Source organism: Jannaschia sp. S6380 (assembly GCF_023015695.1).
Classification (GTDB): Bacteria; Pseudomonadota; Alphaproteobacteria; order Rhodobacterales; family Rhodobacteraceae; genus Jannaschia.
Genome location: NZ_JALKAS010000001.1, coordinates 2,362,544 through 2,378,047, shown reverse-complemented (window position 1 = coordinate 2,378,047; position 15,504 = coordinate 2,362,544). Strand labels below are relative to the sequence as shown.

The window sequence follows — 15,504 nt, the reverse complement described above, 5'->3', positions numbered from 1 at the left end:
GGGTCACTCCGCCGGTGTGGCGTCGGGGGCGACGGTGTCGGTCGCCGGTCGTCCGTCGCGTTCGGCGATCGCGGCCTCGGCCCAGATGGAGTGGTGCTCGCGCGCCCATTGCTCTTCCACCTCGCCGTCGCCCATCGCGTCATATGCCCCCTCCATCCCGAGCGAGCCGAGATAGATATGCGCGAGGATCACGGCCGTCAGGCCGAAGGCGACGATCCCGTGCCAGAGCTGCGCGTATTGCATCTCCTCCTGTGGTGTGAGGTCTGTCTCCAGCGTTCCGAGACCCAGGGCCTGCGAGACGCCCGTCCCGTTCAGCACCTCGAAGGTGCCGGCGAACATCGGCATCTCGAACGGGAACAGCAGCGACAACCCCGAGGCCGAGAGCGACGCCCCGCCCAGGATGACCGACCAGAAGATCAGCTTCTGCCCGGCATTGAACTTCTTGGCCGGCACGTGTCCGCCCCCGAACAGGCCGCCGCCGCGGGCCAGCCATTTCAGGTCGGTCCGGTCGGGCAGGTTCTGGATGACCCACATCACGAAGATCGCGACCAGCGCCACCATGAAGGCCCAGCCGACATTGTTGTGCACCCATTTCGATGCCAGCGCGACCGGCGCCCAGGCCGCATGCCCGAAGATCGGAATGAAGGCCACGCGGCCGAACAGGACCAGCAGTCCGGTGATCGCCAGCGCGATGAAGCTGCCGGCCAGGAGCCAGTGGGCGAATCTCTCATAGGTTCGGAAGCGCAGCAGCTTGCGGCCCGTGCGCGGCCCGTGGATCCGGATCCGCCCGCGCAGCAGATAGAACAGGGCCAGTGCAAACAGCGTCCCCAGAAGCAGCCCGCCGCCCCAGGTCCGCAGGGGGCCGGCGCGGAAGGTCAGCCAGTCCATCCCGCCGGTCTGGATCAGGGTCGTGGCCGCCGGGCCGCGCTGCTGCGTCGTGGTGGGCGCGGTGTCGAACCGGATTCCACGCCAGAGGTCCGCATCCGACGCTCCGCCCAGGCCACCCAGCGGCGCGTCCGTGGGGCGACCCGGGCCCCCGATATTCGTCCGCCGGTAGGCGTCATCGACGGGGGGCGGTTCCTCTCCGGCGCGCAGGGCCTCCTGCCGGGCCAGGATTTCCTCCAGCGTGGTGGCGCCGCCGGTGGTGCTGCGGTCGATGACCAGCGGGCCGTCGGGTGACGCGGCGTCCTGCGCGAGGGCCGGGAGCGTCAGCGTGAGGAACACGAGAATCGCGCGAAACATCGTCGACCATCCTTCGGGGTTGGTTCGGGCCCGCATCTGGCGGGCCCTTGGACCGGGGTTCGGTCGGATCAGAGGTTGCCCTGCGCCCCGTAGGCGGTGGACCATCCCCAGGCGCCCGAGCCGAAGCCGCGGGCCACCACGCGTTCGCGGTAGATGTCCGAAACCTCGGCCGCGTCGCCCGCGAGCAGCGCCTTGGTCGCGCACATCTCGGCGCAGATCGGCAGCTTGCCTTCGGCGATGCGGTTGCGGCCATACTTGGTGAACTCGGCCTCCGAGAAGTCGGTCTCCGGCCCGCCGGCGCAGAAGGTGCATTTGTCCATCTTGCCGCGGCTGCCGAAATTGCCGGCGGTCGGGAATTGCGGCGCACCGAACGGGCAGGCGTAGAAGCAGTAGCCGCAGCCGATGCACAGATCCTTGGAATGCAGCACCACGCCGTCATCGGTCTGATAGAAGCAATCGGTCGGACAGACCGCCATGCAGGGCGCGTCCGAGCAGTGCATGCACGCGACCGAGATCGAACGCTCGCCCGGTTGGCCGTCCTGGATCGTGACCACCTTGCGGCGGTTGATGCCCCAGGGGACCTCGTGCTCGTTCTTGCAGGCGGTGACGCAGGCGTTGCATTCGATGCAGCGCTCGGCGTCGACGAGGAACTTCGCTCTTGCCATGATCTCTCTCCTTACGCCGCGTAGATCTTGCACAGGGTGGACTTGGTTTCCTGCATCTGGGTCACCGAGTCGTAGCCGTAGGTCTGCGCCGTGTTGGTGGATTCGCCCAGGACGTAGGGATCGGCCCCCTCGGGATACTTGTGGCGCAGGTCGCGCCCCTCGAAGATGCCGCCGAAGTGGAAGGGCATGAAGGCCACGCCTTCGCCCACGCGGGGCGTCACCATCGCCTTGACCAGAACCTTGCCGGCCTCGGGCCCCTCGACCCAGACATCGCCGCCGTCGCGCAGGCCCAGATCGTTGGCGTCGCGCGGGTTGATCTCGACGAACATCTCCTGCTGCAGCTCGGCAAGCCAGGGGTTCGACCGCGTCTCGTCGCCGCCGCCCTCGTATTCGACCAGGCGGCCGGAGGTCAGGATGATCGGGAATTCCTTGCTGAAATCCTCGGTCTGGATCGAGGCATAGCGCGTCGGAACCCGCCAGAACTTCTTGTCCTCGTAGGTTGCATATTGCGGCAGCAGGTCGCGCCGCGGCGTATAGAGCGGCTCGCGGTGGAGCGGCACGGGGTCGGGGAAGGTCCAGACCACGGCCCGCGCCTTGGCGTTGCCGAAGGGGGCGCAGCCATGGGCGATGGCCACCCGCTGGATGCCGCCCGAGAGGTCGGTCTTCCAGTTCACGCCGGCGACCTTCTCCTTGTAGTCGGAGGGGATCTCGCCCTGCTGCGACGTCTCGCCGACCTCTTCCTCGCCGGGCCGCGCGCCGCGCAGGCCCGAGACCCACTCGATCATCGCGCGTTCGTCCTGCGTCAGGTCGCCGTCCCAGCCCAGGTCCTGCAGCATCTGCATGGTGAACTCGGGATAGCCGTCCTGGATCTCCGACCCGACGCTCGCCACGCCCTCGGCAAGAAGGTTCTCGCCGTCCTTTTCCACCCCGAAGCGGGCGCGGAAGGTCAGGCCGCCCTCGGCCACCGGCAGCGACATGTCATAGAGGTTGGCGGTGCCCGGATGGTTCATCTCGGGCGTGCCCCAGGACGGCCAGGGCAGACCGTAATAGTCGCCATCCGCCGGCCCGCCATTGGCGCGCAGCGTCGTCTTGTCGAACGTATGCTGGTTGGCCATGTGCATCTTGAGGCGCTCGGGCGACTGGCCGGTATAGCCGATCGTCCACATGCCGCGATTGAACTCGCGGGTGATATCCTCGACGTTCGGCTCGGCGCCGTCGATGGCGATGTTGCGGAACAGGCGATCCTTGAAGCCGAACTTGTCGGCGAACATCGCCATGATGGTATGGTCCGGCAAGCTCTCGAACAGGGGCTCGACCACGCGGTCGCGCCATTGCAGCGAACGGTTGGACGCCGTGACCGAGCCGCGCGTCTCGAACTGGGTGCAGGCCGGTAGCAGATAGACGCCGTCCTCGCGGTCCTGCATCACGGCCGTCAGCGTCGGATAGGGATCGACCACCACGAGAAGGTCGAGCTTCTCCATCGCGGTCTTCATTTCCTTCATCCGGGTCTGGCTGTTGGGGGCGTGGCCCCAGAACACCATGGCGCGGGTGTTGGCGGGCTGGTCCAGGTTTTCGGCCTCCTCCAGCACGCCGTCGATCCAGCGGCTGACCGGGATGCCGGTCTCGTTCATCATCATCCGGTCGGCGCCGTCGGCGCCCTGCCCGACCATGGTCGCGAAATTGCCACGCAGCCAGTCGAGGTCCTCGTCCCAGACCCGCGCCCAGTGGGCCCAGGATCCGTCGGACAGGCCGTAATAGCCCGGCAGCGTGTCGGCCAGCACGCCCAGATCGGTCGCGCCCTGCACGTTGTCATGGCCGCGGAAGATGTTGGTGCCGCCCCCGGATGTGCCCATGTTGCCGAGTGCCAGTTGCAGCACGCAATAGGCGCGGGTGTTGTTGTTGCCGTTGGTGTGCTGGGTGCCGCCCATGCACCAGATGACGGTGCCGGGCCGGTTCTCGGCCAGGGTGCGGGCCACGCGGCGCAGCTGGCTGCCGGGCGCGCCGGTCACGCGCTCGACCTCCTCGGGGGTCCAGCGGGCGACCTCGTCGCGGATCTGATCCATGCCCCAGACGCGGGTGCGGATGAATTCCTTGTCCTCCCACCCATTGTCGAAGATGTGCCACAGGATGCCCCAGACGAGGGCGACGTCGGTGCCGGGCCGGAAGCGCACGAATTCGTCGGCATGGGCCGCGGTGCGCGTGTAGCGCGGGTCGCAGACGATCAGCGGGGCGGAGTTCTCCTCCTTGGCCTTGAGGATGTGCAGCAGCGACACGGGGTGCGCCTCGGCCGGGTTGCCGCCGATCAGGAAGATCGCCTTCGACTTGTGGATGTCGTTGTAGCTGTTGGTCATGGCGCCGTAGCCCCATGTGTTCGCCACGCCGGCCACGGTGGTCGAATGGCAGATGCGCGCCTGGTGGTCGACGTTGTTGGTGCCCCAATAGGCGGCCATCTTGCGGAAGAGATAGGCCTGCTCGTTGTTGTGCTTGGCGCTGCCCAGCCAATAGACGCTGTCGGGGCCGCTCTCCTCGCGGATCTGCAGCATCTGGCCGCCGATCTCGTCGATGGCCTGCTCCCAGGAGATCCGCTCCCAGGCGCCGGCGACCTTCTTCATCGGGTATTTCAGGCGTCGTTCGCCATGGGCGTGTTCGCGCACGGCGGCGCCCTTGGCGCAATGCGCGCCCAGGTTGAAGGGCGAGTCGTAGGCCGGCTCCTGCCCGAACCAGACGCCGTTCGACACCTCCGCCACGACGGTGCATCCGACCGAGCAATGGGTGCAGACAGACCGGATCTTCTCGACCCCGTCGGCGACGGCGTATTCGGCCATGTCGGCGCGGGCGACGGTGCCGCCGGTCGCACCGATCGCGGCCAGGCCGCCGATGGCCAGGCCCGACCCGCGAAGGAAGGCGCGGCGGTCGACGCCGGTGCGCGCGGCGCGGTCGATCAGGCCGATGCCGCCCTGGGCGGGGGCCTGCGTGGTTTTCCTGCGAAGCATGTGCGTGTCCCCCTCAGAAACGTGCGCTGGCGTAATAGGCGCGGGTCTGCTCGGTATCGGCCAGGCCCTTCTGCGGCCCGGTGGCGGCCTCGGCCCCCTCGGTGCCGGCGACGGTCGCGGCCGCGGCGGCGGGCGCCACGGCGGCCATCTTCAGGAACCCCCGGCGCCCCTGCCGGACCTCTTCGTTCTGCGTCTCGTCGGTCATGTCCGTGTCCTCCAGAAGATGCGGCGCTCAGGCGGCCGCCAGCCGGAACGCCTCGCGTTCGATATCCATGAATTCCCGACCCACCCGGCCGACGGCGGCGTAAAGCCGCGCGCCCTTGGCCTCCGTCAGGTCGGCGAAGAAATGCCCCGCCCAAGGGCCGACATGCCGGGCCCAGAACTCGCGCTGTCGCGACATCGCCACCGGCGCGCCGAAGCGGCCGACGATGATCGCGCCCATCACCTCCATCAGCGAGGCGATGCCGTCCTCGGGTTCGAACACGCCCCCGGCCCGGGCGAGGCCCAGCCGGGTGAAATCGGCGCGCAGTGCGGCGAGCGGCTTTTCGTTCAGGAACCCGGTCAGGTAGTAGCTGGCATAGGGCAACAACTCGCCCCGCCCCAAACCGATGAAGAGCGCGTCGTATTCGCGGCGGACCGAAACCGGATCGGCCTGTCGCGCGACCCCCGCCAGATCGTGGATCGCCCGGCCCAGCGGCGTGGAATCGCCCGACAGCGCCGCCGTCTGGTCAAGCACCATCCGGTCCATCGGACGCGCGAGCACGAGCCCGAGATAATTGTAGAGATCCGCGCGAAGGCGGTCTTCCTCGGCTGGCTGGCCCGCGGGTGCGGGGGCGCTGGCGTTCATTCGCTCTCAGTCTCCCTCGAAGGTGAAGCGCATCCGGGGCAGTGCCTCCACCACGGCGGGCGCGACCTCCTCCGCCGCGCCGTCCGTATCGCGATCATCCTCTGCCGGGGGCGTTCGGGCAAGAGAAATCGGTTCCCCTGCGTCATCATGCACGTCCGCACCGAGGGGCGCTTCCGGCTCGGCCACGACCTCGGCATCGGGTGCGGGGTTCGGTTCGGACAGGTGGCGGAGATGGGCGGCCAGCCCCTTGCCCACCTCGTAGGAAGTGCGCAGCGCCCCGCCGTTCAGGCCATCGCCGGTAAAGTCCCCGTCGTAGTCGTTCAGCCCGTCCAGGTTCGCTAGGATCGGGTTCGACCGCCACAGGCTGCGCAGTGCCCGGTTGCGGATATGGTTCGGCACCGCGCGCGCCAGAAACGCCGCGACGTCGTCGCCCGACCGAACGCTGTCGGGGTCGGGCAGGGACAGGCGCTCCAGGATTTCCGCCTCGGGCAGGTCGGCCAGCTCGGCCACCTCGGCTTCGGCCGCGCGCGCCTCCCGGGCCCGCGCCTCGGCGGTCTCCGCCGCTTCGACGGCGCGCTTGCGGCGGGCCCAGAAGTCGCTCACCGCCGCCCACGCAGCGATTGCGGATTGCGCCAGACATCGGCGCCCTGCGCGATGCGCGCGTCGCCGATCCCGTCCTGCGCGGCCCCTTCGCGATGCTTGTCGCGGCGGCGCTTCACGAAGGGTTCGTCGACATGGTGCAGCGCCACGAACGCTTCCACCCATTCGACCATGCCCGCCGGCATCGCGACCTTCTCGACCCGATCCTCGGCGTCGATCTCGTGGAAGCTGGCCTCGAACGGGCTGGCGGTGACCTTGACCGGTTCGGGCCGTCCGGCCCCGCGCAGTGCGACCCAGACCGAAGGCACCTGCGCCGTCAGGTTCTGGATCAGGCTGTCGGTGTCCTTGCGATGCAACTCCAGCGTCAGGGTCGCGGCGTGGAATTCGGCTACCGTTCCGTCGTCGCGGAGCGGCGTCCAGTCGGCGGGCGGGGCGTGTGGCACGATTCCGGCCAGGGTCCAGACCTGCGCCACCCAGCGGGTGACGCCGGGGCTGCGGCGGAGCAGCACCCCGATGGGCATGGTGGCGGTCTTCGGCGTCTCGTCCATGCGGCCATGTTGCCGTGAAAGCGGCGCCGCGCGAAAGGGGCATTCGGCGGACTGCTTGCAACCGCACCGGTCGCGTGGCCAAGTTGCGCCCGAACCTCCGGAGGGAATCCATGGGCGGACATCTGGTTCTTTGCAGTTGCGCGGGGACGCAGGAACTGGATGCGGACGCGCTGTCGCAGGCGACCGGCCGGGCCTGCGGGCGGGTGCATGACGCGCTGTGCCTGGCCGCGCCCGAGGTGGTCGCCCGCGCCTTCGCCCAGCCCGACACGCTGATGGCTTGCGCGCAGGAGGCGCCGCGCCTGGCGGCACTTGCGGCCGAGGGCGGCGTGGCGCCGCCGATGTTCACCGATATCCGCGACCGGGCCGGCTGGTCCGATGACGGCCCGGCGACGCCCAAGCAGACCGCGCTGCTGGCCGAGGCCGCGCTGCCCGCGCCGGCGCCCCGCGTGCTCGACGTGGCGTCCCAGGGATTGTGCCTGATCGTCGGTCCGGCGGACCGCGCGATGGCGGCGGCGGCGCGGCTGAAGGACGCGCTCGCCGTCACGGTGCTTCTGCCCGAAGGGTCGGCGGCGCCGGAGACGCGGGCGGTGGACATCGTGTCGGGCCGCATCCGACGCGCGACCGGCGCCTTCGGCGGGTTCGACCTGACGCTGGACGGCTTGCGGCAGGTCGATCCGGCCGGGCGCGCGATCGCCTTCGGGCCCGCGCGCGACGGGGCGAAGACGCGCTGCGACGTGATCCTGGATCTGACGGGCGGCACGCCGCTGTTTCCGGCGCATCACAAGCGCGAGGGCTATCTGCGTCCCGATCCCGGCGACCGCCAGGCCGTGGCCGACGCCATCCTCGAGGCCAGCCAGATGGTCGGTACGTTCGAGAAGGTGCTGCATGTCCGGGTCGAACCGGCCCTCTGCGCGCATTCGCGGGCCGAGCAGACGGGCTGCATCCGCTGCCTCGACCTCTGCCCGACCGGGGCGATCCTGCCGGCAGGCGAACATGTCACCGTCGATCCGATGGTCTGCGCCGGGTGCGGGGCCTGCTCGGCGACCTGCCCGTCGGGGGCCATCGCCTATGATGCGCCGCCGGTCGACGACGTCTTCCGCCGGATCGAGGTTCTGGCCCGCGTATTTCGCGGCATGGGCGCCACGCCGACCCTGCTGGTCCACGACGAATACGGGCGCGAGATGATCGCCCTGTCGGCGCGCCACGGGCGCGGCCTTCCCGCCCATGCCGTGCCGCTGGAACTGCCCGCCCTCGCCGCGTTCGGCCATGCCGAGGCGGTCGCGGCCCTGGGCGCGGGGTTCGCGCGGGTCGATATCCTGCCCGGCCCCCGGACCGAACGTGGGCCGCTGACCGCGCAGGTCGCGTTGGCTAATGCCCTGGCGGGGCACGATCTGGTCCGCCTGCCGGATGCGGGCGAGCCCGACGCGCTGGAGGCCGCGACCCGCGATCCGGTCCCGGCCTGCGACCGCGATCCGATCCTGCCGCTGGGCACGCGCCGCCAGGTCACGCGGGTCGCGGCGACGGCGCTGCAAGGCGGCACGCCCGTTCTGCCGCTGCCGGCGGGCGCGCCCTATGGCGCGGTGCTGGTCGATACCGAGGCCTGCACGCTGTGTCTGTCCTGCGTGTCGCTCTGCCCGTCGGGCGCGCTTCTGGACAACCCGGACCGGCCCGAATTGCGGTTCCAGGAGGATGCCTGCCTGCAATGCGGCCTCTGCGCCAATATCTGCCCCGAGGATGCGATCGCGCTGCGGCCGCAGCTCGACCTCAGCCCTGCCGCCCTGTCGCCCCGCGTCCTGAACGCGGAGGAGCCGGCGCTCTGCGTCGAATGCGGCAAGGCGTTCGGCACGGCCGCCACCGTCGAGCGGATTGCGGGCATGCTGGCCGACAAGCATGCGATGTTCGGGGGCGACAAGGCCCGCATGATCCGCATGTGCGACACCTGCCGGGTGGACGCGATGGCGCATTCCGAAAACAACCCCTTCGCGTCCCGCCCGCGCCCCAAGACGCGCAGCAGCGACGATTACCTCAACTGACGGAGAGACCCGATGTCCGACGATTTCAACATGTCCATGCGCAAGTTCCTCAAGCAGGTCGGCGTGACCTCGCAGCAGGAGATCGAGAAGGCCGCCCGCGACAGCGGCAAGTCCGGCCCGTTCCAAGCGAAGGTCGTCCTGACCGTCGACGGGCTCGACCTCGAACATGTGGTCACCGGTACGATCAACGGCACGCCCGAATGAGCGGACCCACCCGCGAGGCGGTCCTTGCCGTCCTGAAGGGGATCGAGGCGCCCGGCGGCGGCGACATCGTGTCCGCCGGCCTCGTCCGCGCGCTGTCGGTCGAGGATGGCACCGCGCGCTTCGTGATGGAGATCGCGCCGGCCCAGGCCACCGCGATGCAGCCGGTGCGCGACGCGGCCGAAGCGGCGATGGCCGCGATGCCGGGCATGACCCGCGCGACCGTCCTGTTGACCGCGCATTCCGACAAGGCGCCGCCCGACCTGAAGCCCGCGCGCCCGGCTGCGCCGACGGGGCCGCAGCCCGTGGCCGGCGTCGACCGGATCCTGGCCGTCGCGTCGGGCAAGGGCGGCGTCGGCAAGTCCACGCTCTCGGCGAACCTGGCCGTGGCGCTCGCCGCCGAGGGGCGTCGCGTCGGCCTGCTGGATGCGGATGTCTACGGGCCGAGCCAGCCGCGCATGCTGGGCGTGTCGGGACGGCCGCAATCGCCCGACGGCAAGACCATCCTGCCGCTGCGCAATCACGGCGTCACGATGATGTCGATGGGCCTGATGACGAACGAGGATCAGGCCGTCGTCTGGCGCGGTCCGATGCTGATGGGCGCGCTGCAGCAGATGATGAACCAGGTGCAATGGGGCGCGCTCGACGTGCTGCTGGTGGATTTGCCGCCGGGCACGGGCGACGTGCAGATGACGCTTGGGCAGAAATTCGCCGTGTACGGCGCCATCGTCATCTCCACCCCGCAGGACGTCGCGCTTTTGGATGCGCGCAAGGGGATCGACATGTTCCGCCAGATGGGCGTGCCGGTCGTCGGCATGGTCGAGAACATGTCGACGCATATCTGCTCCGAATGCGGGCACGAGGAGCACATCTTCGGCCATGGCGGCGTCGCGGCGGAGGCCGAAAAGCTGGGCGTGCCGCTTCTGGCGGAGATCCCGCTGCACCTGTCGATCCGGGTGGCGGCGGATGGCGGGGCGCCCGTCGTCGCCTCGAAACCCGGCAGCCCGCAGGCCGAGGCTTTCCGCGCCCTGGCGCGGCGGCTGGTCGCGGATGGCCATGCCTGACTTTCCGCCGCTGATGCGCGGCGTCGCGGCCGAAGATCCGCGCGCCGCGGCCATCGCCGCGGCGAGGGCGGGCTGCGACGGCGGCACGATCTTCTGGCGCGCGGGCGGGGTTCTGGACATGGCGGTCGTCTTCGCCCCCGACGTGCCGCTGTCGCGGGCCGTCCAGATGGCGCCGCTTTGCGCGGTGGCCCTGCGCGACGCGCTCGGCGCGACGGGGCCGGCGGAACTGCCGATCCACCTGGGCTGGGACGGGGGCATCCTCTTGAACGGGGCAGAGGCGGGACGCGTCCGCCCGATTGTGCCGGACCCGGCCGTCGACGCGGTGCCGGACTGGGTCGTGATCCACCTGACCTTGCATATCTTTCCCGATGACGGGGTCGGCACCGCGCTCCTGCTGGAAGGCGGCGGCGACGTCGATCCGGTCGCCCTGCTGGAGGCTTGGGCCCGCCACCTGATGCACCGGTTGTCCGAATGGGAGGACGGCCCCCGCGCCCTTCACGCCGAACTGACGGCCGCGAGTTGGGAGCGGGAGGCGAAGGACGCGGCCTTCCTGGGCCTGTCCGAGGATCTGGGCCGGTTGCGCCGCAACGGCGACGCGACCATTCTGGACCCGCCGACCGACCTGCTGGAGCTGCCATGAACCTCGCCCGCGCGATCCATTTCGACGACAGCGACCGCAACGTCTATCACGTGGCCGCGCGCACCGGCGAGTGGTGCATCCCCGGCGGGTTCGAGTTCTCCAACTGGACGGAGGGCGACCTGACCGGAAAGGCGCGGCAGGCCTTCGCGAATGGCTGGCTGGGGCTGGAGACGTTCGGCCGCGTCACCTTCGTGGCCGTCACCCGGATCGAGGCGCCCGAGCGCGCGGCGCTGATCGAGGCCCTGGCCGACCATTTCGTCGCGATGCACGGTGCCCCCGACCGCGATGCGGCCTATCCCGTCGCCACGCAGGAGGTCGATGCGATGATCGACCTCTGCGACGGGGTGGACGCGAATCGGGTCATGACCGTCGCGCGCGACCTGGGCCCCGCTGGCGTGACCGAGACGTTCCGCATCCTGGCGCCGCGCGACGCCGATCTGGCGCAGGTCGCGGTACATGGCGACGAATAGCGTCAGCGTTCCGCGTTGAAGGTGAACAGCCGCTCGCCCTGCACGCGGTAGCTGTCGATCAGCATCTCGGCGCTTTCGGAGACGAGCCATTCCTCCAGCCGGGCGGCGAGGTCCGCCCGCAGATCCGTGTGCTTGTCCGCGCTGATCGGCAGATAGGCGTATTGATTGAACATCGCGGGATCGCCCTGATACGCGATCGCCATGCCGTCGCGGTTGCCGAAATTCAGCCAGCTCGCGCGGTCCGACAGGACATAGGCCCCCATTCCCACGGCCGTGTTCAGTGCGGCGCCCATGCCCGCGCCCACGGGCCGGTACCAGTCGCCATCGGGCACGATGTCCGCCGCCTGCCACAGGGACAGTTCCGCCTTGTGGGTGCCGCTGTCGTCGCCGCGGCTGACAAAGGGGGATTCCGCTTCGGCGATCCGCGTCAGCGCCGCCGCCGCGCTGTCGGCCCCGGCGATGGCGGCGGGGTCGTCCTCGGGGCCGACGATGACGAAGTCGTTGTACATGATCTCGCGCCGGTGGGGGGCGTGCCCTTCGGCGACGAAAGCCGCCTCGGCGGCGCGCGCATGGACCAGCACGGCATCGACATCGCCCGCCGCGCCCAGGCGCAGCGCCTGGCCGGTGCCGACGACGACGAGCTGGACCTCGATCCCGGTCTCCTCGGCGATGGCGGGCAGCAGGATGTCGGCGAGGCCGGAGTTCTGGAAAGAGGTCGTCACCGCCATGCGCATCGGCTCGGCCGCGGCGGCGAGGGGAAGGAGCAGGGCGAGGGCCAGTGCGCGGATCATTCGACGATATCTCCTTTCAGGAACGCCGCCGCCTCGGGCGTACGCGGCGCCGCGAAGAAGGCGGGCGCCGGACTCGCCTCGTGGACGCGGCCATGCAAGAGGAAGATGACGTCGGACGCAATCCGCCGCGCCTGTCCCATGTCATGCGTCGCCACGACGATCCGGGTTTGCGCGGATGCCGCGACTAACAGAGCCTCGATCTCGCGCGTGGCACGTCCGTCGAGCGCGGCGCAGGGCTCGTCGGCGAACAGGATCTCGGGTTCGGTGATGAGCGCGCGGGCGAGTGCCAGCCGCTGCATCTCACCCCCCGACAGCGACGGCGCCTGGCGCGGCAGCTTGTCGGCCAGATCGAACCGCGCGGCCTGGTCGCGGGCGCGGGCTTCGGCGGCGCGCCGGGTCAGCCCGCGCAGGCGCAGCGGAAAGGCCAGGTTCGCCAGCACCGTCCGGCGCAACGCGATCGGTTGCTGAAACACGTAGGCCTGCCGCGTTCGGGCCTCCACCTCGGGCATGGACCAGGTCACCTGGCCCGCGGCCACCCGCTGCAACCCGTGCATCATCCGCAGAAGCGAGGTCTTGCCCGACCCGTTCGGCCCGATCACCGCCGTGATGCCTTCGGTGCCGACCGTCAGGTCGACCGGTCCGACCAGATTGCGCCCGCGCCGGCGCAGCGTGGCCCCCATGAGCCGCAGCGGCAGCGCGGCTACCATGTGCCACGCCGTTCGGTGCGCATGACCCAGTGGCTGGCCCAGCTGACGCTGAGCGACAGGCCGATCAGCACGATGCCGAGGCCCAGCGCCAGCGCGAAATCGCCGCGCCCCGTCTCGAGTGCGATGGCCGTGGTCAGGACGCGGGTCGCGCCGTCGATGTTGCCGCCAACGATCATGATCGCGCCGACCTCGCCGATAGCGCGGCCGAACCCCGCCAGCGCCGCGGTCAGAAGGGCGCGGCGCCCGTCGATCAGAAGGGTCGCGACCCGCTGCCACCGCGTCGCGTTCATCGAGATCAGGAGGTCGTGGTATTCGGCCCACAGGTCGCGCGTGGCCTGATGCGCGATCGACGCGACAAGGGGCGTGATGATCACCACCTGCGCCGTGATCATCGCCGTCGGCGTGAACAGCAGGCCCAGCACGCCCAGCGGACCCTGGCGCGACAGGAACAGATAGACCACGAGGCCCACCGCCACCGGCGGCAGCGCGATCAGCGCGTTCAGCGTGGCGATCACGAAGCGCCGCAACCGAAAGCGCCGCACCGCCAGCCAAGCCCCCAGCGGCAGCCCGATCAGGCAGGCGATCACCAGCGCGGTCAGCGTCACCCGCAGCGACCGCAGCGTGATTTCGAGCAGTTCGGGATCCAGCGAGAGGACGAGGCGCAGCGCCTCGCCCAGACCGGCGGCCAAGTCGTTCATCGTCCCCTCCGCGCGCCACTTGGCCCGCGCGCAGCGGCACGATCAACCCCGTTCTCGCCCGGGCGCCGTCGGGTCGGTCGGCCCGCGTTGACAGACACCGGAACGCCCGATAGAGGCCGCGACCTGCCCACATGCGCCAAGGCCCGGAGCTGGAATTGAGCCGAAAGACCGCCGTCTATGCTGCGTTTCACGCGCCGGCCCCCGTCATCGACGCCGATTTCGTGGTCCCGATCCATGTCGGACGGGCGCGCGCCGCCGCGCCCCTGGACGGGATGATCGGCGACGACACGGGTGACAACATCTCGGCGCGGAACCCCGCCTATTGCGAGCTGACGGCCCTCTACTGGGCGTGGAAGAATGACCGAACAAGCGCACGTATCGGCCTGATGCACTATCGCCGCATGCTGGACATGGCGGGCACGGCGGAGGGGGCGCAGGCGGAGTTGTTCGTGCCCCGCTTCGACGCGCGGGATTGGGCCGCCCGCACGTCGGACTGGCTGGCCGAGCACGGCGACGACTGGGACGTCATTTTGCCGCGACGGCACACGATGGGTCGGACGGTCGAGACGAATTATCGTCGCGGCCACGCGCCCGCCGATTTCGACCGGTTGCGCGCGGTGATCGCCGAGTTCCACCCCGCCCATCTCGACGCGTTCGAGGCCGAGGCTGCGCATCGCCGGATCTATCTCGGCAATATCTTCCTGATGCGGCGGGACATCTTCGATGGCTATTGCGAATGGCTCTTCGACATCCTGGAACGGGTGGCCGTGACCGATTTGCAACGGACCCACTACTCGCCCACGCAAGCGCGCTATCTGGGGTTTCTGGCCGAACGGCTGCTGGGCGTGTACATGCGGTACCTGCGGGCCCGGCGCCCGAACCTGCGGGTCCGCGAGGTCCATATCATCAACACGTCGAACGCCCTGTTCAATCCCTATGTCAGCGACGACCGTTGCAACGGGCCCGAGGACGTCAACATCGCCTTCTCGGCCGACCGGGCCTATCTTCCGCATACGGCCGCGATGCTGCAATCGGTGCTGTCGCGCGCCGACCCCGCGCGGCGGATAAACCTGTTCTTCCTGCATTCGGACATCGCGCCCGTCGATCTGGAACTGCTGGGCGAGGTGGTGGCGATCCATCCCCGTGCGACGCTGCACCCGATCAACGCGGGCGAGACCTTCGGCGGCGCCTATCGGTCGGCCAGCCGTGCGCCGTCGAACGCCACCTACAACCGGTTCCTGCTGTTCGACCTGCTGCCCGGGCTGGACCGGCTGCTGTATCTCGACGTCGACATGATCGCGCTGGACGACGTCTGCGCGCTGTTCGACACGGACATGGGCGGGGCCGCGCTGGGGGCCGTGACCGACCACATCATGACCCGAACGCTGACCGGCGCGACCCCGACCGTCGACCCCGAGGTGCCGGACCTGCGGACCTATCACCGCGAGGTTCTGGGCCTGAGCGACGATCAGATCGCCCGCTACTTCAACGCCGGGCTGCTGCTGTTCGATTTCACCCGCATGGACGTCGCGGCCACCGGGCGCACGCTTTTCGCGGCGGCGGAGAAGGGGCGCTACCTGTTCCGGGACCAGGACATCCTGAACATGCATTTCAAGGACGACCTGCACGTGCTTCCCGACGAATGGAACGTGTTCAACACGATCCGCGCGGGTTACAACCGGGTGCCCGCGCCGAACCACCGGCGCGCGATGCAGGCCAGGTCCGCGCCGCGACTGGTCCATTACGCCGCGGGCGATTACAAGCCGTGGAACCGCGTGGCCGTCCCGATGGCGCAGCACTACTGGGCAGCCATCATGCAGACCCCGTTCTACGCCGAGGTGCTGGCGCGGCAGCGGGTCCAGACCGCGCCGGGGCGCCGCGGGTCCGTGGTCGAGACCGGCCGCAAGCTGGCCGAGCGATTCCCCGTGCTCAAGCCCGTGCTCCTGCGGGTTCACGCGGCGCTGCGCGATCGGCAGCGCTAGGCGGCATGTCCGACATCACGACG

The 15,504-nt window shown here is 69.9% G+C and carries 16 protein-coding genes; 6 read left to right on the top strand and 10 right to left on the bottom strand.

All coding sequences use genetic code 11. The features are described from left to right. Positions 1-3: 3 nt before the first annotated feature. The 7 genes from MWU52_RS12300 to MWU52_RS12270 form a co-directional block, all read right to left on the bottom strand. The gene (locus tag MWU52_RS12300) at positions 4-1,242 is read right to left on the bottom strand and encodes a formate dehydrogenase subunit gamma (RefSeq protein WP_246952443.1); all 1,239 of its coding nucleotides are present in this window, start codon (positions 1,240-1,242) and stop codon (positions 4-6) included. Between the two features lie 68 nt (positions 1,243-1,310). Beyond that, the gene (fdh3B, locus tag MWU52_RS12295) at positions 1,311-1,907 is read right to left on the bottom strand and encodes a formate dehydrogenase FDH3 subunit beta (protein WP_246952440.1); all 597 of its coding nucleotides are present in this window, start codon (positions 1,905-1,907) and stop codon (positions 1,311-1,313) included. 11 nt (positions 1,908-1,918) lie between these two features. After that, positions 1,919-4,900, bottom strand: a complete 2,982-nt coding sequence (locus tag MWU52_RS12290; RefSeq protein WP_246952438.1) for a formate dehydrogenase subunit alpha — start codon at positions 4,898-4,900, stop codon at positions 1,919-1,921. Between the two features lie 13 nt (positions 4,901-4,913). Beyond that, positions 4,914-5,105, bottom strand: coding sequence for a twin-arginine translocation signal domain-containing protein (locus tag MWU52_RS12285; protein WP_246952436.1), 192 nt, complete (start codon positions 5,103-5,105; stop codon positions 4,914-4,916). Between the two features lie 27 nt (positions 5,106-5,132). After that, the gene (locus tag MWU52_RS12280) at positions 5,133-5,747 is read right to left on the bottom strand and encodes a molecular chaperone TorD family protein (protein ID WP_246952434.1); all 615 of its coding nucleotides are present in this window, start codon (positions 5,745-5,747) and stop codon (positions 5,133-5,135) included. Positions 5,748-5,753: 6 nt separating this feature from the next. Continuing rightward, positions 5,754-6,350 (bottom strand): DUF3306 domain-containing protein, encoded by a 597-nt coding sequence (locus tag MWU52_RS12275; RefSeq protein WP_246952432.1) that lies wholly within the window; start codon positions 6,348-6,350, stop codon positions 5,754-5,756. Further along, positions 6,347-6,895: a DUF3305 domain-containing protein gene (locus MWU52_RS12270; RefSeq protein WP_246952431.1), complete on the bottom strand. Its 549-nt coding sequence runs from the start codon at positions 6,893-6,895 to the stop codon at positions 6,347-6,349. Before MWU52_RS12270 ends, MWU52_RS12275 begins: the two co-directional genes overlap by 4 nt. 110 nt (positions 6,896-7,005) lie before the next feature. Between MWU52_RS12270 and MWU52_RS12265 the strand changes: the two genes are divergently transcribed. Genes MWU52_RS12265 through MWU52_RS12245 form a run of 5 tightly spaced genes read left to right on the top strand, consistent with a single transcriptional unit; the run spans position 7,006 to position 11,303 of the window. Next, positions 7,006-8,928 carry a 4Fe-4S binding protein gene (locus tag MWU52_RS12265; RefSeq protein ID WP_246952429.1) on the top strand — a complete coding sequence of 641 codons (1,923 nt, stop codon included), beginning with the start codon at positions 7,006-7,008 and terminating at the stop codon, positions 8,926-8,928. Positions 8,929-8,940: 12 nt separating this feature from the next. Then, on the top strand, positions 8,941-9,132 hold the full coding sequence (locus tag MWU52_RS12260) for a DUF6494 family protein (RefSeq protein ID WP_246952426.1): 192 nt from the start codon (positions 8,941-8,943) through the stop codon (positions 9,130-9,132). Then, on the top strand, positions 9,129-10,193 hold the full coding sequence (locus MWU52_RS12255; protein WP_246952425.1) for an Mrp/NBP35 family ATP-binding protein: 1,065 nt from the start codon (positions 9,129-9,131) through the stop codon (positions 10,191-10,193). Before MWU52_RS12260 ends, MWU52_RS12255 begins: the two co-directional genes overlap by 4 nt. Then, positions 10,186-10,833: a biotin/lipoate--protein ligase family protein gene (locus tag MWU52_RS12250; RefSeq protein ID WP_246952423.1), complete on the top strand. Its 648-nt coding sequence runs from the start codon at positions 10,186-10,188 to the stop codon at positions 10,831-10,833. The genes MWU52_RS12255 and MWU52_RS12250 overlap by 8 nt, the downstream gene beginning before the upstream one ends. Further along, on the top strand, positions 10,830-11,303 hold the full coding sequence (locus MWU52_RS12245) for a DUF6505 family protein (protein WP_246952421.1): 474 nt from the start codon (positions 10,830-10,832) through the stop codon (positions 11,301-11,303). Before MWU52_RS12250 ends, MWU52_RS12245 begins: the two co-directional genes overlap by 4 nt. Before the next feature lie 2 nt (positions 11,304-11,305). Here MWU52_RS12245 and MWU52_RS12240 read toward each other — a convergent pair whose 3' ends face one another. The 3 genes from MWU52_RS12240 to MWU52_RS12230 are packed head-to-tail and all read right to left on the bottom strand — an operon-like array spanning position 11,306 to position 13,499. Next, complete coding sequence (locus MWU52_RS12240) at positions 11,306-12,094, bottom strand: substrate-binding domain-containing protein (protein WP_246952419.1); 789 nt, start codon at positions 12,092-12,094, stop codon at positions 11,306-11,308. Further along, positions 12,091-12,801: an ATP-binding cassette domain-containing protein gene (locus MWU52_RS12235; protein WP_246952417.1), complete on the bottom strand. Its 711-nt coding sequence runs from the start codon at positions 12,799-12,801 to the stop codon at positions 12,091-12,093. The genes MWU52_RS12240 and MWU52_RS12235 overlap by 4 nt, the downstream gene beginning before the upstream one ends. Then, positions 12,795-13,499 (bottom strand): ABC transporter permease, encoded by a 705-nt coding sequence (locus MWU52_RS12230; protein ID WP_246952415.1) that lies wholly within the window; start codon positions 13,497-13,499, stop codon positions 12,795-12,797. Before MWU52_RS12230 ends, MWU52_RS12235 begins: the two co-directional genes overlap by 7 nt. Before the next feature lie 155 nt (positions 13,500-13,654). On the opposite strand from MWU52_RS12230, the gene MWU52_RS12225 reads away from it, so the two are divergent. Further along, complete coding sequence (locus MWU52_RS12225; RefSeq protein ID WP_246952414.1) at positions 13,655-15,481, top strand: DUF4422 domain-containing protein; 1,827 nt, start codon at positions 13,655-13,657, stop codon at positions 15,479-15,481. Positions 15,482-15,504: the final 23 nt, after the last annotated feature.